Source organism: Demequina subtropica, assembly GCF_000971235.1.
Lineage (GTDB): Bacteria > Actinomycetota > Actinomycetes > Actinomycetales > Demequinaceae > Demequina > Demequina subtropica.
The window spans coordinates 98,855-122,011 of record NZ_BBMB01000009.1 but is presented as its reverse complement, the minus strand read 5'-3'; the positions used below and the strand labels follow the sequence as shown (position 1 = coordinate 122,011).

Genomic DNA, 23,157 nt, shown 5'->3' with positions numbered 1-23,157 from the left:
GCATCATTTCTCACTGTCAAATCGGCTATTCCGGCCTGATCGTCCAGATGAAGAACGTCTGAGAGTTCGTCGGTGATCCTTCGAGTGGTGCGGGACATGCGAATGTCCGCCGCTTCCATCGGATCGATGTTGCTTCCGGGGCGTCTCCTGCAGGTCCTCTTCAGTCCCTGCCTGGCGCTTCCGTCGTCGGCAACAGGTAAGAGATTAGGGGTCCGTGCGCGGCATCGTCAAATCGCGTGCATCCCGGGCGTGTCGCGCCGATCGCGCCTGGTAGAGCGATGCATGGCGAGCCCATGTGTCCGCTCTGCGGCTCTCAGGTGGCCGAAATCCCGAGAAAGTTCTGTCGTCGGGTGCCAGCGCATCGCAGACCGCCCCTTCACCCAGGACGTGGACGCCGAGCCGGGGCTCAGCGCGGACGCCGCCGTCCGAACACCACGTGGAGTAGCGGCACCAGCGAGACGAGCATGAGGAAGGTGCCGAGGCCAGGGTCATCGGCCCGCATGCGTGCACCGGACACCAGCAGCGCACAGAAGATCAAGGCGGAGATGAGGCGGCGCACGCTGCGCTCGGCCCTGGCGATCGCGTCCTCCATATGGGGCACGGTCACCGCGACCCTGCCGCTCTCGACCGTGGCGAGCACCGAGTCGAGTCGCTGAGGCATGCGCCACAGCACGCCTGCGGCATCGACCGCCTGGCGGGCCACGTCGCCGACCACGTTGGTCGCGGTCTCCCGCACCAGCTTGTTGGCGTACGGCTCGACCGAGTCCCACACGTTGTACTGGGGGTCGAGCGAGCTGCACATGCCCGAGGTGAGGGACACCGCGCGGATGAGCAGGAGGAGGCTCTCGGGCATCTGGAACGGCATGGTGAGCATGACGTCGCTGAACTCGACGGCGAAGCGCCGGAACTCGCGCGGGTCGATGCTGCGGAGCTCGGCGACGCCCATCCCGCCGAACCTCGCGAAGACAGCGGTCAGCGCACGCTCGAGCTCGCGCGTGTCCGCGCCCGGCAGCAGCACCCCCGCCTGATGCATCGCCTCGACCATGCCACGCCCGTTGCGCGAGGCCGAGGCGAGGAACAGCGCGCGCAGCGCGTCCCGGAGGCTGTCGGGGACCTCGCCCATCATCCCGAAGTCGACGAAGGTCAGCCGCCAGGTCCGGCCCTCGGGGCCCTCGGGGCCGGGCGTGACGAAGAGGTTCCCCGGATGCGGATCCGCGTGGAAGAAGCCGTGCTCGAAGACCTGGTCGAACATCACGGCTGCGAAGACCTTCGCGACGTTCCGGGGATCGATGCCGGCCTCGCGCACCGAGTCCAGATCCGTGATCTTGATCGCCGTGACGTCCTCGAGGGTGAGCACGCGGCGCGTGGTGCGCTCCCACACCACCTGGGGCACGCGCACGCGGTCGTCGCCCGCGAAGAGCCCGGCGAAGCGCTCGGCGTTCTGCGCCTCGTGGAGGTAGTCGACCTCCTCGAGGCTTGCGCGCGCGAACTCCTCGACGAGCGCGGGCATGTCGACCCGGTGCGAGACCACCCGCATGCGGCTGAGCCAGAACGCAACCCGGCGGAGCGCCGCGAGGTCAACGGCCACGATGCTCGCGATCCCGGGGCGTTGCACCTTGATCACCACGTCCGCGAACCCGGCCAGCGCATCGTCCTGCGGAGCGAGCGTCGCCCGGTAGACCTGTCCCAGCGACGCGGAGGCGATGGGCTCGCGGTCGATCCGGGCGAACACCTGATCGAGCGGCACGCCCAGGTCCTCCTCGGCGAGGGCATGGATCGCGTCGAACGGGGCCGGCGGGACCTCGTCCTGGAGGTCCTCGAGCTCCCGCGTGATCTCCGGCGGGAGCACGTCGAGGCGGGTCGACAGGAACTGGCCCAGCTTGATCATCAGGCCGCCGAGCTCCACCGCGAGCGACCGGAAGCGGCGCGCGAAGGCCTGCATCCGGGCCTCGCGCGTGCGCTCGGCGATGCCGCGCATCCCGAAGCGCGGCAGGAAGAGCTCGTACCACCAGATCACCAGCAGGTGGCGTGCGGCGAACCGCAGGATGCGGCGGTAGCGGGCGCGATCGTGCAAGGCGTCGGGCATCGGCTCTCCTCGATCCCCGGCGCGTCAGGCGATCGTCAGGCTTGCGCGAGGATCGAGTAGATCCTACGTCGGGCCTCGTCGAGAACCTCGACGGCCTGCTTCTGCTGCTCCTCGCTGCCCGAGCGACTGACCTGCGTCACCGCCTGCGCGAGCTCGAAGGCCGCGCGCGGGACGGGCCCGCCGAAGTGCCTGCCGGCCTCCGCATCGTCCCCCCACGGGGCCGAGGCCGTGGAGGCCTCGCTGCGACCGTCCTCCGTGAGGGAGTAGATCTTGCGGTCATGCTGGGTCTCGGCGGTGACCACGCCCTCGTCGGCGAGCAGCTGGAGCGTCGGGTAGACCGAGCCGGCGCTCGGCTTCCACCGCCCGCCGGTGCGCTCCTCGATCTCGCGGATGATCTGGTAGCCGTGCATCGGCTCCTCGGCCAGGAGCACCAGCACCGCGGCGCGGACATCTCCGCGCCCCATGCGCGGCGCGACGCGCTTCTCGAAGCCGGAACGTAGCGAGTCCACCGCGTCCCACATCGCGTCGACCGGGGCGCTGGCGTTGAAGCCGCCACCCTCCTTGCGGAACGACGTACCCATGACGACCTCCTCCGGGGTATATCGCCGCGAGCGCGAACGATATATCGTTAGTGTCGCTCGGCCGGCTCGCACGCGCAAGCGGTGGAACGATGCGGGCAGGTGCCGGGCGAGGCGGGCGCGGCATCCGCCTGCATCTCCACCGTACCTCGCGCGGGGGGCCTTGCCGCAAGGGCCCCTCCCGGGCGCATCATGGCGGTCTGCCGCGGGCGCCGCCCCCGCGCTCGCCGCCCGCCAGGAGGACCCCATGCCGGCCGATGCCGCCGCCTTCGCGCTCGCCGATCCGACGCACCCCAAGTCCGCCCCCGCACTGATCGCGGCGGACCCACGGCACCTCGCGCGCGTGCATGAGGCGCTGGCCGCACGGATCGCGACGCTCGACGCACGCCTGCGCGACGAGCTCCGCACCCACGCGGACGCCGGCCAGGGCGCGGTCGAGCGCGACCAGCGGATACGCCATCTCGAGTCCCGGCTGCGGATGCTGCGCCGCTACGACGTCGCCGCGTGCCTGGGCAGGATGGTCGCGACCGACGGCACGGTCACGTACATCGGACGCTTCGGGCTGACGGACGCGGGCGGCGAGCGCCTGCTCCACGACTGGCGCACGCCCGCGGCCGAGCCCTTCTGCGCGGCCACGGGTGTCCATCGCATGGGCCTCGCGAGCCGCCGTCGCTACCGCTGGGACGGCCCGCGCATCGTCGACTACTGGGATGAGCCGCTCGGCGAGGACCCGGCGGCGCATGTCGGCTCGCTCGACCCGGACGCCGCGTTCCTCGCGTCGCTGTCCGCGAGCCGCTCCACGCGTATGCGCGATGTGCTCGCGACCATCCAGGCCGACCAGGACGCGATCATCCGCGCGGACTCGCGCGGTGCGCTCGTGGTCGACGGCGGCCCGGGCACGGGGAAGACCGTGGCCGCGCTGCATCGTGCCGCCTATCTCAACCACTCCGACGCCCGCATCAGCGCTCAGGGAGGCGGCGTGCTCATGGTGGGGCCGCATCGGCCTTACCTCGACTACGTGGTGGACGTGCTCCCGAGCCTCGGCGAGGACTCGGTGCATGCCTGCACGATGCGCGACCTGGTGCCGGAGGGCCGCGAGGCCCTCGCGGAGCCCGACGCGGAGGTCGCGCGCCTCAAGGCGTCGCTGGTGCCCGCGATCGAGCCCGCCGTGGCTATGTACGAGGAGGCGCCCACGGCGAGCCTGCGTATCGAGTTGGGCGAGACCGGGGTGACGGTCGGCGCCGACGACTGGGCGGAGGCCTTCGCGGCGCCCGACACGGGGACGCCCCACAACGACGGCCGCGACGCGGCGTGGGAGGCGCTGCTCGACGCGATCGTCGACAAGGTGGTCGACGAGGAGCGCGAGGAGGAGGACTTCGACGCCTACGGGATCGCGACGGACGATGCGCGGGCACGCGCGCGGCGGATCGTCGCCAAGGACGCGGGGCTGGCGCGTGCGTTCGGCCGGGCGTGGCCCACGCTCGACGCGCGCGACGTGGTGCGCGACCTGTGGGAGGTTCCCGCCTACCTCCGTCGGTGCGCGCCGTGGCTGTCGGCGGAGGAGGTGCGGACGCTGCGCCGCGATCCCGACGCGCCGTGGTCCGTGGCGGATCTGCCGCTGCTCGACGCCGCGCGCGCACGCCTGGGCGACCCCGACCGCGCGCGGCGTCGCCGCGCGCGCGAGGCAGCGGACGCGGCGCGACGCGAGGAGGTGTCCGGGCTCGTCGCCGACCTCATCGAGACCGACGAATCCGACCTCAAGGTGATGTCCATGCTGCGCGGGCAGGACCTGCGCCACGTGCTCGACTCGGATCATGTGCCCGAGCAGGCCGAGGCGCCGTTCGCGGGACCGTACGCGCACGTGATCGTCGACGAGGCGCAGGAGCTCACGGAGGCGGAGTGGGCGAGCCTCCTACGGCGGTGCCCGTCGGGCAGCCTCACCGTGGTCGGCGACCGCGCGCAGGCGCGTGACGGCTTCCCCGAGGCATGGGAGGAGCGGCTCGCTCGGGTCGGCGTGACCGAGGTGCGGGTGTCCCGGCTGACCGTCAACTACCGCACGCCCGCCGAGGTCATGGAGGCCGCGGCGCCCGTCATCCGCGCGGCGCTACCCGATGCGAACGTCCCGACGTCGATCAGGCGCGGCGGGATACCGGTGGGCATCGGAGCGGTCGGAGATCTCGAGGCGGTGCTCGACGAGTGGCTCGGCAGTCATCCCGAAGGGACGGCGTGCGTGATCGGGGCTCCCGCGCCCGAGCGCGCACGGGTCCGTGGGCTCACGCCGGTGACGGCGAAGGGGCTCGAGTTCGACCTGGTGGTGCTGGTCTCACCCGAGGCGCTCGGCTCGGGGGTGCGCGGCGCCGTCGACCGCTACGTCGCGATGACGCGTGCGACCGAGCGGCTCGTGGTACTCGGCGCGTGAGCATCGGAGGCGCGCGTCAGTCGGGGTGCACACCGGCCCACGCTCCGCCGACGAGCACGAGCGCCGCGACGACCGACCAGCCGAGCCGGACCCGACCCCTCGGATGCCACGGCACGAGCGCGGCAGGAACGGCCACGAGCGCGACGGCGACCACGAGCATGACGACCGTCCACAGCGTGCCGGAGTTGCGGCCCCAACCCGTCCCTTCGACATAGCACCCGGTGAGGCCGCACAGGCTGAGCGCCGCGGCGTAGACCGCCTGTCCCGCGCACAGCAGTGGCAGCGGCATCACCCAGAGCAGATGCAGCCACCCGTGACGCCGCTCACGGGCCTGTGGCTCGCCGAGGTCAGCCAACCGTGACACCCGGCGTCACCACCGGCACGTAGGCCAGCTGCACGGCACCGGTGGTCGTCACCGTGCCACCGATGAGCTGGCCGTGGAACTCGGCAGGGCCGTTGACCATCACGGAGCCGGAGGCCGCGACCTGAACCGCGACCGAGGCATCGGCGGAGGTGCCGCCGACCACCGTCACGCCCCCGTCGACTGCGATCAGCCGCAGCGTGTGCGGCGCTCCGTCAAGAGACGTCACGGTCAGGCCGTTGCTGATCTGTGCCGCCGAGACCACCAACGTGAGATCGGCGGCGAGGGCGATCTCCATTCCCTGGACGGTCACCTTCGCGCAGCCGCTCGCGCTCGCACGGGCGTCGACCACCGTGTCCTCGAGAACCTCGAGCGAGTCGCTGTTGACGCTGTCCGCGAGCGCGCTCACCGCGCACCTGGGCGAGGCGGTCAGCCCACGCGACCACGACGGGGCGCCGTTCGCCTCGGCCGCCGCGTTGATCCATGCCGCGTACGTGACGAGTTCGTCACCGCTCCACGCCGCCGCATCGAACGTGACGGTGGGGGCGAGGTCGGTCACGGGAGCGACGGTCGCGCCGGTCTCGACATCGCCGCCGAGCGCTCCAGCCGCCTGGAGCTGCGCGATCGTGCGACCGTCCGTCACGGTGAGGCGGCCAGCGGTGACGATGCTGCCACCGACCACCGCCGTGGACTGCATCGTGACGGATGCCCCGGCGATCACATCTCCGGCGACCGATGCACGGGAGTCGATCCTGACGGCGCCGTCCGCACGGACCGTTCCGCCGATCGCGCATCGGGTGGTGAGGTATGCGTCGCCGGTGACCGTGAGGTCGCCCGTGATGTCGACGTCAGCGCTGCAGGTGTAGTCGCCGTCCACGAAGGCTCCCCCGCCGTCGGTCACGACAAGGTCGTTGGTGAAGACGCTCGTCCCGCCCGAGACGATCGCCGGCACGTCGGACACCGTGATGAGCGACTCCGCGACGCCGAAGCCGTGACCACCAGCATCGTCCGTGGTCTCGAGGGCGACGCGGTAGAGGCCCGGCTCGGTGAAGGCGTGCTCGACCACAGCGCCGGTCGCGGTCGCGCCGTCACCGAAGTCCCACCAGTAGTCGACGACCTCGCCGTCGGCGTCGCTCGACGCCGAGGCGTCGAACACATAGGAGGCCCCGGTCCTGGTCACGGTGAACTCGGCGGTCGGACGCGAATCGAGCGGAATGCTGTCGACGGTGGACAGGGTCACCGGCTCTCCCGCCGCCGCGACATCTGCCCCGAACGAGGTCACGGTCCAGGTGCCGGGCTCCGGGTCGGACACCCCCCAGTACTCATAGGTCGCGCCGCTTCCATGCTCGGCGCCCTGCGTCTCGGTACGCGTGTACACGACGCCCGACGGCGACACCAGCTCCGTGACGACGTCGCTACCGGGCCACGCGACGTTCACGTAGAACGTCTTGCCCTTGACCTCGAAGGTCTCGACGTGAGTCTCCTGCGGGTGGATCACGAAGGACGGCTCGACGGCGCCATCGAGCTGGTCCGCGATGAGCGACGCCATAAGCGAGTGACCCTTCGCGTTCGGGTGGAAGGACTCCTCGAAGTGCGGGAACTGCACGCCGTTCATCGCGGCGTCGTCCTCGCACAGATGCGCTCCCTCGAAAGCCTTGTCGAGCCGAACCACCTCGAGCCCTGCGGCGGCCGCGATCGCCTCGATGCCGTCGTCGGCCCGCACGATCTGCTCGTTGATCCATCGACGATCGAACTGCCGGGCGATGTTGCCGCAGGTGCCGAGCAGCGCGTCACCACCGTCCTCCGGGAAGAACATGGGGTACGTGACCACGAGGATGCGAGCATAGGGAGCCTTGGCGCGGATGAGCCGGTAGAGGTCCAGCAGATCGTCGCCGATCGAACCTTCCTCAAGGCTGGTCAGGCGCTCGTCGGCCGCCTCGTGCTCATGGAGGTAGCACGTCTCCCAGAACCACCCGATGACCGGCCACGGGCCGAGCGCGTCCTGCTCGGCGCAGTACTGGAGCGTGCCGCCGAAGTTCAGGTCGTTCCCGACGATCCCGACGGTGACCAGCTCCGTGGACTCGTCGAGCGCGTCGACTTGTGCGAGCGCGTCGTCGTTGGGACGCAGCCCCGCACCGGTGTTCACCATCGAGTAGATGGTGGCGCCGGCACATGCACGGAAGTCGAGATCCAGACGCACCGCGTGCTCACTGACCAGCAGCTCCGGGTACGCCTCGGACGACCGATGGCACTTGTTCGTGTCGGTATCGGAGCCCTCGAGGTAGCCGCCCACGCTTTCGCCCGATTGATAGCTGTCGCCGAGCGCGACGTACGTGTCCGCCACCACCCCGTCGCTACGCACCCGGAACACGTACCGTCCGTCGACGGTGGAGCCCTGGGACCCGCTGGTGAGGCCCGTCAGATTCGAGTCGAGGAAGGCACCCGGCTCGCCGGATCCGGGCAGCTCGAGCGAGGTGTTGGGCTCGGAGGTCCCCGCCGAGAACCCGGCGCGTGCCGAGGAGCCACCGGTCCCGCCCTGGCCCCCGCTCGCGTCCCCCGTCTCCCACTCGATGCGGTCGTAGTTGAAGACGATGTCGAAGGCACCGTCGCCCGACTGGGGACGCGGGACCAGCAGCAGCTGGAACGAGTTGGTCTTGTCGACATGACGATTGAAGTAGCCGACGTTGAGCCAGTCGACGCAGAACGCCTCCTGCCCGTCGTAGGTCGTGGTGCCGTAGCCATAGGTGACGGGATCCCCACCGTCCGCGCGGGTGTCCACGTCCGCGAAGAACGGCGCGATGATCGGCGTGCTCGTCGCGAGCAGACCGAACGGCGTGTAGGTCGCCAACGCGCTCTCGAAGGTGACGTTCCCGTTGTTGTTGACCCACAGGCTGTCGTAGGTCCGCCCGTAGAAGCTCAGCTCGAAGGGAAGCTCCACCTCCGTCGAGGAGCCGTCGTCGTTACGCGTGAGGGTGTTCGCGCTGCACGCAGCGCCGTCCACGGAGCCCACGACCGCTCCGCCCTCATCCGCATAGGTGGGGCCCGCCCACCCGATGCTTGCCCCGAGCACCACTCCAACCATCGCGAGCAACGCCGCGCCGCGCTTCACCTGCATCACTGTCCCCCCAGCATGTGCGATGCACCCTTTCTACCGACGACGCGTCGCAAGAGCAATGAATAGGAGGGATCACGCCGCTATGCGACGTAGCCCTCGGCTCACGCGGCCGCCCGTCAGAGCACGACGCCGAACGCCTCGGCGTCCACCTCCTCGGACTGCGCGGCGTTGTACCGGGGCCCCGACACGGTCGCGGTGCCGATGAGCGCGCCCGCGCGGGCGAGCAGCGCATCGTCAACCGCGAGCGCCTCCGCCGCCTGGTTCTCGCGCACGTGCTCGAGGCTCGTCGTGCCCGGGATCGCGGTGACGTGCGGGCCGCGCGAGAGCACCCACGCGAGCGCGAGCTGCGCCGGAGTGCATCCGGCCTCGGCCGCGAGCGAGCGCCACGCAGGCAGGAGCGCGGCGTTGGCGGGCCAGTGCTCCGGCTGGAATCTGGGCATGGCACGCCGGATGTCCTTCTCCGCGAGAGCGTCGGGGTCCGCGATGCCGTCCGCGAGGAAGCCGCGCGCGACCGGCGAGAAGGCGACGAGCGCGACGCCCGCCGCCCGCGTCGCCTCGAGCATGCCGAGCTCGGGGTTGCGGCTCCACAGCGAGTACTCGTTCTGGACGGCCGCGATCGGTGCGACCGCGAGCGCCTCGCGCAGGCGCGCGACCGAGACCTCGGAGAGCCCGATCCCGCCGATCTTGCCCGCCTCGACCGCCTCCGCGAGGGCGCCGACGCTGTCTCCGATGGGCACCTTCTTGTCCCAGCGGTGCAGGTAGTAGAGGTCGATGCGATCGACCCCGAGGCGGGAGAGCGAGGCGTCGACCTGCGCCCGCAGGGTGTCGGGGCGCCCGTCGATCGTCTTGACGCCGTCGACCATGGCCATGCCGCCCTTGGAGGCGAGCAGCGCATCGTCCCTCCGGCCCTTGATCGCGCGGCCGACGAGCTCCTCGTTCCGGCCGCCGCCGTACAGCGTCGCGGTGTCGAGGAGCCGCACGCCCGCGTCGAGTGCGGCGCGGATCATCCGCTCGCCGTCCTCGGGCGACGGCGCGACGCCGTAGGCGTGGCTGAGCTCCATGCAGCCGAGGCCCATCCGGGGAAGGATCACGCGAGCTGCTCCTCCAGCTGCCCGAGCACGCGATAGCAGTCGATCACCTGGCGCAGGGAGGAGTTGGGTTCGCGCCCCTCGCGGATCGCCGCGACGAACTCCCGGTCCTGCAGCTCGATGCCGTTCATGCTGACAGCGACCCTCGACACGTCGATGGGCTCCTCGCGGCCGTCGACCAGGTCGTCGTAGCGCGCGATGTACGTGCCCGTGTCGCCGATGTAGCGGAAGAACGTGCCGAACGGACCGTCGTTGTTGAACGACAGCGAGAGCGTGCAGATGGCCCCGGACTCGGCCTTGAGCTGGATCGACATGTCCATCGCGATGCCGAGCTCGGGGTGGATGGGCCCCTGGATCGCGTTCGCCTGGACGATGCGGCCCGCCTGGTAGGCGAAGAGGTCCACCGTGTGCGCGGCGTGGTGCCACAGCAGGTGGTCGGTCCACGAGCGCGGCTCGCCCTTGGCGTTGGTGTTCGTGCGGCGGAAGAAGTACGTCTGCACATCCATCTGCTGGATCCCGAAGTCGCCGGCGGCGATCCTCTGATGGACCCACTGGTGCGAGGGGTTGAACCTCCGCGTGTGACCCACCATCGCGACGCGGTCGGACGCCTCCGCCGCCACGAGCGTGGCCTCCGCATCGGCCAGCGAGTCCGCCAGCGGGATCTCCACCTGGACGTGCTTCCCCGCCGCGAGCGCCGCCTGCGTCTGGGCGGCGTGGAGCCCGGTGGGGGTCGCGAGGATCACCGCATCGACGTCGTCGCGCTCGAGCACCTCCTCGAAGCTGAGCAGGGCCGTGGGCACGCCGTACTTCTCGGCGACGGCCTGAGTCGGCTCGGGCCGCGTGCCGCTGACGACCGTCACCTCGGCGTCCTCGATGTGGGCGAGGCCGTCGAGGTGCTTCATCCCGAAGGCGCCGGCGGCGCCAACGACGGCGATGCGGATCTTGTCATCGGTCATGCATGGACCTCCTGCGGCAGCGCCTCGACGGCGGCTGCCGGCTGGGCGACGGGGTTGCTGAGCACCAGGTGTCCGACCGCGGTGTTCGAGGCGGGCACGTGGTAGAAGCGGTGGTCGACGCTGGGAGCGCCGCCCTCGAACTGATCATCCATGGCGCCGCGCGCGATGAGCCAGTCGACGAGCTCGATGCCCTCGGATCCGGCCTCGTCGACGTACTCCATGTGCGGCCACTCGGTCAGACCGAGCGGGTCCGCGATGAGGTGGTCGAGGAAGGCGTTGTCCCACTCCTCGTTGATGAGGCCCGCGCGAGGGCCCTGGAGCTGGTGGCTCATGCCGCCCGTGCCCCAGATCTGCACGTTGAGCGGCTCGCCGTCCCACTTGTCGAGCGCGCGGCGGATCGCCTTGCCGAGCTCGTAGCAGCGGCGGCCCGAGGGCACCGGATACTGCACCACGTTGACCGGCAGCGGGATGATCTTGCACGGCCACTCGTCCACGTCCCCGAACACGAGCGAAAGCGGCACCGTGAGACCGTGATCCACCACCATCTCGTTGACGAGCGTGAGGTCGAAGTCGTCCTGGATCACCGACTGCGCGATGTGCGCCGCGAGCTCCGGGTGGCCGTAGACGTCCGGCACCGGGCGCGGGCCGTAGCCCTCGTCCGCGACCGGGTAGTGCGAGCCGGTGCCAAGCACGAACGTCGGGATGATGGTCGAGTCGAAGGCCGTCGCGTGGTCGTTGTAGACGAGGATGATGACGTCGGGCGTGTTCTCCTTGGCCCACTTCCGGGTCCACTCGTAGCCGGCGAACATCTTCTTCCAGTACGGCTCCTCTGTCTTGCCGAGGTCCATCGCGGCGCCGATCGCGGGCACGTGCGACGTGAACAGCGCGGAGGTGTAGCAGGCGGGCGCGTCCTCGCGCATCGTGGTCGCCTTCTCGTTCGACGGCGGCGTCCAGCCGTCGAGGTCCTTGAGGCGCACACCCTCGGGGCGGCGCCCGCCGCCGATCATCATGTCGCGGTACGCGGCCTCGCTCATGCCCGTCATCGAGCCGGCCATCTGCTGGAAGCTGAGGCCGTGCGTCGCGCCGATCTTGCTGAGGAAGTAGATGTTGCCGCCCTCGGCCATCATGGCGTTGAGGTCCATGTCGAGCACCGCCTGGCGCTGCGCGGGGCTGAGCGGCCACTCGTCGAGGTAGGCCGCGCGGTCGGCGAGGTACCGCTCGCGGTTCTCGGGCTTCATCAGCGACATCGAGAACTGGTTGAGGTGGAACCCCTTCCTGGCCTGCTCGGCGTCGAAGATGATGGTGCCGGGGATGTCCTTGTAGGGCTTGTCGAGTGCCATGTCATGCTCCTTCCGGCCAGTACAGGCGCTGGGGGTTGTCGACGAGCAGCTTCCGCTGCAGCTCCGCCGTGGTGGCGATGTGAGGGATGTGGTCGACCAGCAGCCCGTCGTCGGGCATGTGGTCCTTGAGGTTGGGGTGGGGCCAGTCGGTGCCCCACAGCACGCGGTCGGGGAACTCCTCGACCACGCGTCGGGCGAACGGCACCACGTCGGTGTAGGCGTGCCGCTCGCCGTCGAGCGCGCGTGGACCGGTGACGCTGAGCCGCTCGGGGCACGTCACCTTGGTCCAGACGTTCGGGTTCTCGCGCATGAAGCGGAGGAAGAGGCCGAACTCCGGCCCGTCCACGTCCTTGGTCACGTCCGGCCGACCCATGTGGTCGACGACGACGTCCGTGGGGATGGCGGAGAAGAAGTCGTAGAGCTCCGGCAGGTCCGCCGCCTCGAAGTAGATGACCACGTGCCAGCCGAGCGGCGCGATCTTCGCGACGATCTCCTCGAGCGAGTCGGTGGGCACGCGATCCACGAGCCTCTTGACGAAGTTGAAGCGCACGCCGCGGACGCCCGCGGCGTGGAGCTCGGCGAGCGCGTCCTCGGTGACGTCGCGGCGGACGGTGGCGACGCCGCGGGCGCGTCCCTCGCTGCGGCGCAGCGCGTCGACGAGCGCGCGGTTGTCCGCGCCGTGGCACGTCGCCTGGACGATGACGTTGCGGTCGAAGCCCAGACGGTCGCGCAGCGCGAAGAGCTGCGCCGCCGAGGCGTCGCACGGCGTGTACTTCCGCTCCGGGGCGTAGGGGAACAGCGCGCCGGGGCCGAACACGTGGCAGTGCGCGTCGACCGCGCCGGAGGGCAGGCGGAAGGTCGGCGTCGCGGGGCCGTCGTACCAGTCGAGCCAGCCGGGCGACTTCTCGAAGCCGCCCGTCGTCTCGCCGTGGCGGGCCGGGGCGTGCGCGTCATGGCCGGGGATGTCCTTGAGCACGAGTGGCGTCCTTGTCACTGGTGGGTCTGATCCCCACCCTAGGCTCGCCTCCGACTGTGGTCCAATAGATTCAGCAACGATGCCGCATAGAGATGATCGATAGTGTCACTGGCCGACCTCAACCAGCTCCGCACCTTCGTGGTGCTCTACGAGATGCGCAGCCTCACCGGCACGGCCGATCGGCTCCACGTCACCCAGCCGACGGTCAGCTACACGCTCGCGCGGCTGCGCACACGGTTCGGCGACGACCTGTTCCGCCGTGAGGGCCACGTCATGGTGCCCACGCCTCGCGCGACGCAGCTCTTCGGCCCGCTTCACGAGGCGCTGGCGCAGATCGATGCGACGGTGTCCGACAGCGCGGACTTCGACCCCGCGGGCTTCGACGGCGAGCTCGCCCTGGGACTGACCTCGATCGGTGAGCAGACCTTCCTGCCACCGATCATGGCGGCGTTGGGTCGCCAGCGCGCGACCCCTCACCTGGTGGTGAAGCGTCTCGACGCCGGCATCGCCGAGGAGGAGCTGGTCCGCGGCGCGATCGACGTCGCGCTCACGGTCTCCGTGATGGACACCTCGCGGCTGTGGCGCACGCCGGTGCGCGGGGTCGAGTACGTGGCGCTGGTGTCGCGCGCGCATCCGCTGCCCCCCACGGGACCGCGCATGTTCGACGGGCGACGCTTCATCCGCGTCTCGACCCGCGGCGGCCACGTGTTCCCCCAGCAGGCGCTGGTCGAGCACGGCCTGGTCCCTCAGGTCGCCCTCACGGTCGAGGAGCACTCCACCGTGCCCGCCGTGCTGGTCTCGACCGACCTGGTCGCGCTCCTGCCTCGGCACGTCGCCGACGTGTTCTGCGGGTGGTTCCCGTCGCTCGAGACGGCCGACCTGCCGTGGCCGGGCACGAGCTCGCCGGTCGCGCTCTACACGCGCCGCGAGATGAACCTCTCGCCCGCGCAGCGGTGGTTCCGGCGCCTGGTGCTTCACGCCGTCAGCAGCGGCGAGTTCACCGACGACGCTCAGCGCTGAGGGCGGTTCCAGCTCGCGCGCGCCGGGAACATCGGGCTCCGCACGGGGATGGTCCACGACGAGTGCGGGTGGACCGTCAGCAGCGCCCGCTCCCACCACGCGCGCGCCTCGTCCGACAGGAGCGGCAGCACGGCCTCCTTGTCGGCGTCGTCCTCGGGCCGCGGGCTGAAGCACTTCCACACGAGCTGGACCTCGGGCGCGCCGGTCGGGACGCCATCGAGGTCGAGCACCGCGCGATCCCACGGGAGCTGGAGGCGGGCGTCCCTCCGGTAGACCCACGCCCGAGGCGCGCCGTCCTCCACGTTGACGCGCAGCACCCAGGCACGCGCATCGTCGTCCCAGATCAGCACTGGCTGGAGGTCGGCGTCGTCCTCGGCGTCCTCGGCGTCCTCGAGGGCCAGCATCGCGTCACCCGCCGCGATCCAGGCGCTGCGCGCCGCGGGCAGGACCGCGACGAGCGCCCGCAGGTCACCTGGCACGACGCTCACGTCGATGTTCTCGCGAGGGCGGATCGGCACCCCGACCCAGCGGTCGAGCGCGGCCCCGCCGGACAGCCACCAGCGGGCGTCGCTGGGCGCGAGCATCGCGGCGACGGCCTCGGCGGACAGGGGCGCCCAGGGCGAGGACAGGGACGGGGTCGCCATCGACATGGTCCGAGGCTACTCCGGGCGGCTGTGGCATCCTGCGAGGCGTGGCGAACTCCTCCTCGGGCGACTCGGTGACGGACCGCCTCGTCCGCGTGCTCGAGACGTTCACGCCGACGCGGACCGTGCAGACCGCCGCGGAGATCGGTCGGCGCGCGGGCCTGCCGCCGTCGACCGCGCACCGGATCGTCGGCGATCTGGTGGACGCGGGGCTGCTCGACCGCGACCTCGAGGGGCGCATCAGCGTGGGGCTGCGACTGTGGGAGCTCGCGACGCGATCGTCGCTCGCGCTGCGCGTGCGGCAGGCCGCACTGCCGGCGATGGAGCGCGTGCAGGCGCGCGTGCGGGAGCACACGCAGCTCGCGATCCTCGAGCAGGACGAGGCGCTGTTCCTCGAACGTCTCTCCGATCCCGACGCCGGCGCGAACATCACGCGGATCGCCGGGCGCCTGCCCCTCCACGCATCGTCCTCGGGGCTGGCGCTCCTCGCCTTCGGCGAGCCCGCGCTCCAGGAGCGGGTGCTCGCGCGGCCGCTGCGCCGCGTGAGCGCATCGACCCCCACGGACCCCGCCGCGGTGCGCCGCAAGCTCGCCGAGGTGCGCAGGCTCGGCCACGCGATCGCGCCGGGATACATCGAGGAGGTCTCGACCGGGGTCGCCGTCCCGGTGCGCGACCACGCCGGGCGCGCGACGGCCGCGCTCTCGGTGGTGCTTCCGCGCGATACGGCCCCCGCCCTCGCGCTCGAGGAGCTGCACCGCGCCGCGCACGAGGTCGAGCGCGCGCTCCGATCGCCCGCCTGACGCCTATTCAATCCCATTGAACGGGAGTCTCGGCCCGTGCTCGACGGATGCGCGTCACACTGGCGACGCACCGGTGTCAACGCGGACACCGCGTCGAAGGAGGCATCATGACCGCAGCCGTCCGCACCCAGGTCGCGATCGTCGGAGCGGGGCCCGCCGGCCTGGTGCTCTCGCACCTGCTCGCCGAGGCGGGGATCGCGTCCATCATCATCGACCGACGGTCACGCGAGGAGATCGAGTCGACCATCCGTGCAGGCATCCTCGAGCAGGGCACGATCGACCTGCTCGCCTCGATCGAGGGGTCGCGTGCGCACACCGTCGGCCTCCGCCACGACGGCATCGAGCTGCGCTTCGACGGGGCCGGGCATCGCATCGACTTCGCCGGCCTCGCCGGGCGGTCGGTCTGGCTGTTCCCCCAGCACGAGGCGCTGCGCGACCTGCTCGCCGCGCGCATCGGCGCCGGGCAGGACATCCGGTTCGGGGTGACGGCCACGACGGTCGAGGATGCCTCCGGGACGCTCCCGCGCGTGGTCGCCGTGGACGATGCGGGGACCGGGCTCGAGATCGCGGCGGACTTCGTCGTGGGCGCCGATGGGTCCCACTCGGTGGTCCGGCGCGCGATCAGCGGATCGCACGACGGCTACTTCCGCGAGTACCCGTTCGGGTGGTTCGGCATCCTGTGCGAGGCACCGCCGAGCGCCGACGAGCTCATCTACTCGAACTCGCCCGACGGCTTCGCGCTCATCAGCCAGCGCTCGCCCACGGTGCAGCGCATGTACTTCCAATGCGCCCCGGACGCCGATGCGGACGCGATGAGCGACGCCCAGATCTGGGATGCGCTCCAGGCACGCGTGCCGGGGCACGCCCTCATCGAGGGGCCCATCTTCCAGCGCGATGTGCTGCGGTTCCGGTCCTTCGTCGCGCGCACGTTGCGGGCGGGGCGGCTCGCGATCGTCGGCGATGCCGCGCACACCGTGCCGCCGACCGGCGCGAAGGGCATGAACCTGGCCGTCGCGGACGTGTTCCTGCTGTCCCGCGCGCTCGAGGGGTTGCTGCTGCGCTCGGACGAGCGACCCCTCGACGGTTGGGCCGAGGCTGCGCTCGACCGCATCTGGAAGGCGCAGCACTTCTCGTGGTGGATGACGAGCATGCTCCACGTCGCGCCGGACGCCACCGACTTCGACCGGCACCGGCAGCTGGGCGAGCTGCGGACCGTGGTGGGGTCGGAGGCCGGGCGCACCTACCTCGCCGAGGGCTACACGGGGTGGCCGCTCGGGTGAGCGGCGCCCCGCGGATCCCGGACGCGTTGCGCTGGCGGGACGTGGGTGTCGGATCTGCGCGATATCCGGCACCCATGTCCCGCCAGGGGGGAGCGGAACGCCGCCAGGGGGAGCGGAACGCCGCCAGGGCGGGAACGCAGAAGGCCCCGATCCTCACGGACCGGGGCCTTCCTGATGGAGCCGCCTGTGGGAATCGAACCCACGACCTATTCATTACGAGTGAATCGCTCTGCCGACTGAGCTAAGGCGGCGAGTGCCCCTCGCGGGACACCGGGTGCGCCCCGAGGGGCACGGGTAGAAATGATAGCGCCTCAGCAGCGCATTCCTGAAACCGGCATCTCGCCGTCCACCAGATAGCCGTCGACGGCGTCGAGGATGCACTGGTTCGAGCGCCCGTAGGCGGTGTGGCCCTCGCCCTCGTAGGTGAGCAGAGTGGAGCTCGCGAGCTGCTCGCTCAGCGACTCGGCCCACGCGTACGGGGTCGCCGGGTCATGCGTGGTGCCGATCACCAGGACGGGCGCGGCCGCGTCCGCCGCCTCGAGCGCCGTCACGGGCTCCTTCGCCGTCCACGGCCAGCCGTCGCAGCCGAGCGACGAGCCGAACCACCAGCCGAACGTCGGCGACGCCTCCTCGATCGACTCCACGAAGGCCGCGAGCGAGTCCACCGTGTACGACTCCGTCTCACCGCCGTCGAGGCAGCCGATGGAGGTGAAGGCCCACTGGCTGTTCGACAGGTACTCCCCGGTGGTCGGGTCCTTGTCGAGGTAGAAGCCCGCGAGCTGGTTGAAGATGTCGGCGGTGCCGCGGTCGAGCACCTCGCTCAGCCCCGCCTCGAGGTAGACCCACGAGGCCTCGTCGTACATCGTGACGACCATGCCGTAGACCATGAGGTTCCCGTTGACCACGTCGCCGTCCGGGGTCCGGTAGCCCTCGTCGCGCGCCTGCAGCGCGATGTCCTGCACCTGCTGGCGGGCGGCCTCGCGGTCCCGATCGAGCGGGCAGGCCTCCTGCTCGGCGAGGCACCAGTCGATGAAGTTCATGAGCGCGCCCTCGAAGCCCGCGGCCTGGCCTTTCGCCTGCTCCTCGACCGGCAGCGTGAAGTCCACGGCGCCGTCGAGGACCATGCGGCCCACGTTCTCGGGGAACAGCTCGGCATAGGTCGCGCCCAGCTGGGTGCCGTACGAGTAGCCGAGGTAGTGCAGCTGCTCGTCTCCCACGACCGCGCGGATCACGTCCATGTCGCGAGCCGCCGAGGAGGTGTCGACGTTCTCGAGCAGCGGCCCGCTGAGCTCGCGGCAGCGCTCGGCGAAGGCCGTGGTCGCCGCGCGAGAGTCCTCGATCGCCTGCTCGGTGTCGAGGATCTGATCGGTGAGGTAGTACTCGTCGATCTCCGCGGCGTCGCCGCATGCGAGCGGCGAGGACTCACCCACCCCGCGCGGATCGAAGCCGATGATGTCGTACGACGCCAGGACGTCCTCTCCCGCCATCGCGACGAACGACTCGGTGAGGTCCAGTCCGCTCCCGCCCGGTCCACCGGGGTTGATGAGCAGGCTGCCGAGCCGCGCGCCGGGGTCCGTCGCGGTGTGCCTGTTGATGACCAGGTCCGTGGTCGAGCCGTTGGGGTCGCTCCAGTCGACCGGCACCTGGATGGTCGCGCACTCGAGCTCGCCGCAGCGGCTCCACGAGGCCTCCTGCTGGTACACCGCAGCCTGGTCGGGAGCGACGATCTGGCCCTGGTCCTCGATGGACCCGACCGAGGGGTCCGAGGGCTCGACCTGCGTCCTGTCCGGCGTGCACGCCGCCAGGAGGGACGATGCGGCGAGCAGGGCGGCGATCGAGGCGAGGCGGCGTCTCATGCGGCCACCCTAGCGACGCGCCTGGGTGCGCGGGCGCAGGTCGAGCGCCATCGCCTCGAGCGCGAGCAGGGGCGCGACGTTGCCCGCGAGGCGGTCGCGCGCCGTGCCGAGCGCGTCGAGGCAGCGCATGGTGTCCGCGAGCGCGGTGCGCTCGGCCAGGTCACGGATGTGGCCCTCGTGGGCGAGGTTCACCAGCCGCACCGTCGCGCCGGTCTGGATGATCGCGACATCGCGGTACAGCGACATGAGGTCCGTGATCGCGCGGTCAAGCACGTCCCGCTTGTGGCGCGTGGCGCGACGCTTCTGGTCCTCCTCGAGCTGTCGCAGCTGCGCGCGCAGCGCGGGCGGGATGCGCGTGCCGTCCTCGACGCCGAGCGTGGTCATGAGCTGCGCCCGCTCCTCCGCGTCGCGCTCCTCCGTCGCCGCCTTCGCGTCCGACTCCGCCACCTCGACCAGGTCCGCGGCGGCGAAGACGGCGTCGCCCACGCCGCGGATGTCGGTCGCGAGCGCGAGCACCTGGTCGCGCCGGGCGCGGGCGGCCGGATCGCGCGCGAGGCGGCGGGCGACGCCGATGTGGCTCTGCGCCGCGAGCGCGCACTCGAGCGCGAGCGCGGGGTCGGTGCCGTCGCGCGCGGCGAGCAGCTGCGCCACGGCCTCGGGCGCCGGCGTGCGCAGCCCCACCACGCGGCAGCGGCTGCGGATGGTCACCGCGACGTCCTGCGGGCTCGGCGCGCACAGCACCCACACGGTGCGCGGCGGCGGCTCCTCGATGGACTTGAGCAGGACGTTCGAGGTGCGCTCGGCCATGCGGTCCGCGTCCTCCACGACGATCACGCGCCAGCGGCCCCTGCTGGGCGCCGTGGCCGCGAGGGAGACCAGGTCGCGCACCTCGCTGATCGCGATGGTGACCTTCTCCGTGGCGACCAGGGTGACGTCGGCATGCGTCCCCGCGATCGCGGTCGAGCACTCGCGGCACTCGCCGCAGCCGCCGCGTTCGCACTGGAGCGCGGCCGCGAACGCCCGGGCGGCGTACGAGCGGCCAGAGCCCGGCGGCCCCGTGATGAGCCAGGCGTGCGTCATCGAGCCTGGATCGTCGATCGCTGCGCGCAGCGGGCCGATGGGGCGCTCCTGGCCCACGACCTCGTTCCAGACGCTCATGGGGTACCCCAAGGCTCGAGCGGCAGCGCGTCCGGACGGCCCATCGCGCGGGTGACCGCCTCCACCACGGCCGCATGCACGGCCTCGACGACGCGGGCCGCATCGACGACCGCGTAGCGCGCGGGGTCGAGCGCCGCCCGCGCGAGGAAGCCCTGGCGCATCTGCTCCGACTTCGCGATGGTCTCGCGCTCGACCCGGTCGAGGTCGCGGCTCATCCGCGCGGGGTCGGGCGCCATGTCGAGGACCACGGTGAGGTCGGGCAGCATGCCCTCCGTGGCCCACAGCGAGATCCGCTCGACCTCGTCGCCCAGGCCGCGAGCCCCTCCCTGGTAGACCACCGACGAGTCGAGGTAGCGGTCCTGCAGCACCACGGTGCCGGCCTCGAGGGCTGGGCGGACCTTGGTGGCGATGTGGTGCGCGCGGTCGGCCGCGTAGAGCAGCGCCTCCGCGCGGGGCGCGACATGATCGCCGTGCATGATCGCCTGGCGCAGCTCGACCCCCAGCGGCGTGCCGCCGGGCTCGCGCGTGGTGAGCACCTCGCGCGCGCCGCCCGCGCTGGACCGCAGGTGCGCCGCGAGCAGCTCGACCTGCGTGGTCTTGCCCACGCCGTCGGCGCCCTCGAACACCACCCAGAACCCCGAAGACACCATGGGCATGAATCTACCGGTGGGGTGCGACGCCCCGGTGCGCGCCGTGCACGGCCGGCCCGCGCATCGTCCTACTGCTCGTTGGGGTACACGAGCCCGATCTGCGCGCGGACCTCGTCCATGATCTCCATGACCTCGATCGAATGGTCGAGCGTGAGCAGCGCGCTCTCGGTGTCCCCGGCGACGATGCAGCGCGCGACCTCGGCGGCCTCGTACTGGAAGCCGTTGGGAACGTCGCCATCGAAGAAGGACGTGGTCCCGTCCGCCTTGGTGACCGTGAAGGACGTGGGCGTGTAGAACGTGTCGTGCACCTCGACGTAGCCCTCGGTGCCGCCGATCAGCGCGACGTTCGGCGTGCGCACCTCCATGGTGGTGGTGAGGATCGCCTGGGCGCCGGGGTAGTCGAACACCACGGACACCTGGCCGTCGACGCCCGTCTCCCTGAGGCGGCCGCTCGCGGTGATGCGCTCCGGGACGCCCAGCAGGTCGTGCGCGAAGGCGATCGGGTACACGCCGAGGTCGAGCAGGGCGCCGCCCGCGAGCTCGGGGTTCCACATGCGCTCGACGTGCGTGAGCGCCTGCCCGTGGTCGGCCTGCACCGAGACCAGGTCGCCGATCTCCCCGCGCACGATGAGCTCGCGCAGGGCGTGGACGTGCGGGAGGTGGCGCGTCCACATGGCCTCCATGAGGAACACGCCCTTGGCGCGCGCCGCCGCGACCACCTCGCGCGCCTGCGCGGCGTTCTGCGTGAACGCCTTCTCGCACAGCACGTGCTTCCCGGCCTCGATCGCCATGAGCGCGTGCTCGTGGTGGTGGCTGTGCGGGGTCGCGACGTAGACCACGTCGACGTCCGGATCGGCGAGAAGCTCCTCGTAGGAGCCGTATGCGGTCGGCACGCCCATCTCGTCCGCGAAGGCCTGCGAGCGCTCGAGGCTGCGCGAGCCGACGGCGATCACCTGCGAGGCCGTGTAGCGGTTGACCGCGTCGGCGAGCTTGTGGGCGATGCCTCCGGCGCCGAGGATCCCCCAGCGGACGGCAGGCGCGGACATGGGCAGCGGTGCACTCATGCCGCCAGCCTAGTCACGGGCGGCGTGCTCAGGGCCACTCCGGCACCTGCGCCCACCGCTCGGACGCCTCCGCGACGAGCGCCTTGATCTCCTCCGGGAAGCGCGCCGTGGCGATCCAGCGGTCGATGCGCACGCCGTCGACCACGGCGGTCGGGTCGGCACCCGCGTCGAGCAGGGTCGCGACCAGCGAGGTGCGGCCGCTGCGCGCCGCGTCGAGAAGGGCGCTCCACTCGCCGTCGATCTGCATCGGGTAGCCGCGCGCCACGAGCGCGAGGAGCGTGCCACGGGTCCCCTGGCGCGCGACCAGCGACATCTGCGTGTCGCGCGTGAGGCCCACCGGGGAGGAGTCGAGGAGCGCCAGGACCACGTCCGGCTCGCAGGACCTCACCGCATGCGTGACGGCGAGGTCCACCTCGGGATCGTCGGGCGAGACCCGCGGCGCCCCCACGTCCTCCAGGATCGCCACCGCCTCCAGGTCGCACCTCGACGCTGCCTGCTCCACGTAGTGGTACGGGTCCCACCCCACCGTGGCGCCCGGGTCCGCCCCCGCGGCGAACAGCGCGCGCATGGCGGCGTGGTCGCCCCGCTCGATCGCGTCACGCACCTGGGGGGCCAGCGGGGCGTCGAGCCTGATGTCCACCGTCGCCGGGGACGCGGGATCCACCGCATCGGGGCCGTCCCCGACCCACGCCTCGCCCGCGACCACCGCCACCGGGACCGCGAGGGCGAGCAGCACCGTCGAGACGACCCGTCGGCGCCGACGCCGCGCACGGATCCTGTCGACCACCGCACCCGCGCCCACCGCCGCGAGCATGGTCGCGGACTCGGCGCCGTGCCGTTCCGCGGCCTCGAGAAGGTCCCCGCTCATCGCGACCGCCCCCGTCCTGCATGAAGGCGCGCGTGCGGATGCTCGCCCGCCACCTCGACCGTCTCGCCGTCGCCGTCCCCGTCGCGCGCGTCGAGCCAGGGTCCGAGCACCTCACGCGCCCGATGCAGCAGCGACTTCACCGTCCCCTCGGTCACACCCATGGCCGCGGCCACGTCCTCGATGCTGAGGTCGTCGTAATGGCGCAGCGCGACGGCGACCCTCGCGCGTGGCGGCAACGACAGCAGGGCCCGCGAGACCTCGTCCTCCTGAGCGAGCGTCTCGCTGTGGTCCGCCGCCGCCGTCGCGATCGCCTGGCCGGGCATGACTCGCCGCCACCGGCTCGCGCGCCGAGCCTCGTCGATGCGGAGGGTCCGCATCGCGGCACGGACGTAGGCCTCGGCGGCACGCGCGCCGTCCAACCGGCGACGGCGCGTGAAGACCTTGACGATGGCCGCCTGCACCAGCTCCTCGGCGTCGGACTGCGATCCCGTGAGGAGGTAGCCGTACGCGCACAGGCGCGGCAACGCCGACGCGTACAGCGCGCCGACGACGTGCTCGAGATCGTCCATGGCCCCTCCCGACACATGAACGCCGGGGAGGCGTGCCGGGTTGACTCGAACCTACGCCTCCGGGCGGAGGGCGTCGAGAAGGCCTGGTGCTAGAGGTCGCCCTTGCGCGGACCGAAGCGGGCGGCGAGCAGCCCGCCGACGAACGCCACCGCCGCGATCAGCATGACGGGCCAGTCGAACGAGAAGCCCAGCACCTCGACGGAGCCGGAGTCGACCGTCAGCGCGACAGCACCGAGACCCAGGATCAGACCGAGATAGCCCAGGAAGGTGAAGCCGGTCGATCGTGCAGGCTCGGGCGGGGGGCCGGGCTGCTTCTGGTCAGGCACGGC

Annotated in this window: 20 protein-coding genes and 1 tRNA gene; 4 read left to right on the top strand and 17 right to left on the bottom strand. The window is 71.5% G+C overall.

Annotated elements, in window-relative coordinates:
- Positions 1-406 precede the first annotated feature (406 nt).
- Positions 407-2,086 carry an ABC1 kinase family protein gene (locus AOM06_RS09275; protein ID WP_062304999.1) on the bottom strand — a complete coding sequence of 560 codons (1,680 nt, stop codon included), beginning with the start codon at positions 2,084-2,086 and terminating at the stop codon, positions 407-409.
- A gap of 35 nt (positions 2,087-2,121) precedes the next feature.
- Entirely contained in the window at positions 2,122-2,667 is a 546-nt protein-coding gene (locus AOM06_RS09270; RefSeq protein WP_062304997.1) for a PadR family transcriptional regulator, read from the bottom strand.
- Positions 2,668-2,911: 244 nt separating this feature from the next.
- On the opposite strand from AOM06_RS09270, the gene helR reads away from it, so the two are divergent.
- On the top strand, positions 2,912-5,083 hold the full coding sequence (helR, locus tag AOM06_RS09265) for an RNA polymerase recycling motor ATPase HelR (protein ID WP_062304993.1): 2,172 nt from the start codon (positions 2,912-2,914) through the stop codon (positions 5,081-5,083).
- 16 nt (positions 5,084-5,099) lie between these two features.
- On the opposite strand, the gene AOM06_RS09260 is transcribed toward helR, so the two are convergent.
- The 6 genes from AOM06_RS09260 to AOM06_RS09235 form a co-directional block, all read right to left on the bottom strand.
- Positions 5,100-5,372: a hypothetical protein gene (locus tag AOM06_RS09260; RefSeq protein WP_062304990.1), complete on the bottom strand. Its 273-nt coding sequence runs from the start codon at positions 5,370-5,372 to the stop codon at positions 5,100-5,102.
- A 58-nt stretch (positions 5,373-5,430) separates the two neighbouring features.
- Complete coding sequence (locus AOM06_RS09255) at positions 5,431-8,559, bottom strand: nidogen-like domain-containing protein (protein ID WP_062304987.1); 3,129 nt, start codon at positions 8,557-8,559, stop codon at positions 5,431-5,433.
- A 116-nt stretch (positions 8,560-8,675) separates the two neighbouring features.
- Positions 8,676-9,650: an aldo/keto reductase gene (locus tag AOM06_RS09250; protein ID WP_228372911.1), complete on the bottom strand. Its 975-nt coding sequence runs from the start codon at positions 9,648-9,650 to the stop codon at positions 8,676-8,678.
- Complete coding sequence (locus AOM06_RS09245) at positions 9,647-10,603, bottom strand: Gfo/Idh/MocA family oxidoreductase (RefSeq protein WP_228372910.1); 957 nt, start codon at positions 10,601-10,603, stop codon at positions 9,647-9,649. The genes AOM06_RS09250 and AOM06_RS09245 overlap by 4 nt, the downstream gene beginning before the upstream one ends.
- The gene (locus tag AOM06_RS09240) at positions 10,600-11,943 is read right to left on the bottom strand and encodes a protocatechuate 4,5-dioxygenase subunit alpha/beta (RefSeq protein ID WP_082105460.1); all 1,344 of its coding nucleotides are present in this window, start codon (positions 11,941-11,943) and stop codon (positions 10,600-10,602) included. Before AOM06_RS09240 ends, AOM06_RS09245 begins: the two co-directional genes overlap by 4 nt.
- Position 11,944: 1 nt before the next feature.
- The gene (locus AOM06_RS09235; protein WP_304512041.1) at positions 11,945-12,919 is read right to left on the bottom strand and encodes an amidohydrolase family protein; all 975 of its coding nucleotides are present in this window, start codon (positions 12,917-12,919) and stop codon (positions 11,945-11,947) included.
- A gap of 102 nt (positions 12,920-13,021) precedes the next feature.
- Between AOM06_RS09235 and AOM06_RS09230 the strand changes: the two genes are divergently transcribed.
- Positions 13,022-13,939 (top strand): LysR family transcriptional regulator, encoded by a 918-nt coding sequence (locus AOM06_RS09230; RefSeq protein WP_082105459.1) that lies wholly within the window; start codon positions 13,022-13,024, stop codon positions 13,937-13,939.
- On the opposite strand, the gene AOM06_RS09225 is transcribed toward AOM06_RS09230, so the two are convergent.
- Complete coding sequence (locus AOM06_RS09225; RefSeq protein ID WP_062304983.1) at positions 13,930-14,589, bottom strand: hypothetical protein; 660 nt, start codon at positions 14,587-14,589, stop codon at positions 13,930-13,932. The genes AOM06_RS09230 and AOM06_RS09225 overlap by 10 nt on opposite strands.
- A 41-nt stretch (positions 14,590-14,630) precedes the next feature.
- On the opposite strand from AOM06_RS09225, the gene AOM06_RS09220 reads away from it, so the two are divergent.
- The gene (locus tag AOM06_RS09220; RefSeq protein ID WP_062304979.1) at positions 14,631-15,383 is read left to right on the top strand and encodes an IclR family transcriptional regulator; all 753 of its coding nucleotides are present in this window, start codon (positions 14,631-14,633) and stop codon (positions 15,381-15,383) included.
- A 107-nt stretch (positions 15,384-15,490) separates the two neighbouring features.
- Positions 15,491-16,663: a 4-hydroxybenzoate 3-monooxygenase gene (locus AOM06_RS09215; protein WP_062304975.1), complete on the top strand. Its 1,173-nt coding sequence runs from the start codon at positions 15,491-15,493 to the stop codon at positions 16,661-16,663.
- Between the two features lie 175 nt (positions 16,664-16,838).
- On the opposite strand, the gene AOM06_RS09210 is transcribed toward AOM06_RS09215, so the two are convergent.
- The 8 genes from AOM06_RS09210 to AOM06_RS09175 all read right to left on the bottom strand — a co-directional run bounded on the left by AOM06_RS09210 (position 16,839) and on the right by AOM06_RS09175 (position 23,154).
- A tRNA-Thr gene (locus AOM06_RS09210) sits at positions 16,839-16,914 on the bottom strand.
- 60 nt (positions 16,915-16,974) lie between these two features.
- On the bottom strand, positions 16,975-18,519 hold the full coding sequence (locus AOM06_RS09205) for an alpha/beta hydrolase (RefSeq protein ID WP_062304972.1): 1,545 nt from the start codon (positions 18,517-18,519) through the stop codon (positions 16,975-16,977).
- A 9-nt stretch (positions 18,520-18,528) separates the two neighbouring features.
- The gene (locus AOM06_RS09200; protein WP_062304968.1) at positions 18,529-19,677 is read right to left on the bottom strand and encodes a DNA polymerase III subunit delta'; all 1,149 of its coding nucleotides are present in this window, start codon (positions 19,675-19,677) and stop codon (positions 18,529-18,531) included.
- A complete protein-coding gene (gene tmk, locus AOM06_RS09195) occupies positions 19,674-20,327 on the bottom strand; it encodes a dTMP kinase (protein ID WP_228372909.1) in 654 nt (217 codons plus the stop codon). Before tmk ends, AOM06_RS09200 begins: the two co-directional genes overlap by 4 nt.
- Before the next feature lie 68 nt (positions 20,328-20,395).
- Positions 20,396-21,391, bottom strand: a complete 996-nt coding sequence (locus AOM06_RS09190; protein ID WP_062304961.1) for a Gfo/Idh/MocA family protein — start codon at positions 21,389-21,391, stop codon at positions 20,396-20,398.
- Between the two features lie 28 nt (positions 21,392-21,419).
- Complete coding sequence (locus AOM06_RS09185; protein WP_062304958.1) at positions 21,420-22,259, bottom strand: ankyrin repeat domain-containing protein; 840 nt, start codon at positions 22,257-22,259, stop codon at positions 21,420-21,422.
- Positions 22,256-22,828 (bottom strand): RNA polymerase sigma factor, encoded by a 573-nt coding sequence (locus tag AOM06_RS09180; protein ID WP_062304954.1) that lies wholly within the window; start codon positions 22,826-22,828, stop codon positions 22,256-22,258. Before AOM06_RS09180 ends, AOM06_RS09185 begins: the two co-directional genes overlap by 4 nt.
- A gap of 89 nt (positions 22,829-22,917) precedes the next feature.
- Positions 22,918-23,154, bottom strand: a complete 237-nt coding sequence (locus AOM06_RS09175; RefSeq protein ID WP_062304951.1) for a hypothetical protein — start codon at positions 23,152-23,154, stop codon at positions 22,918-22,920.
- Positions 23,155-23,157 lie beyond the last annotated feature (3 nt).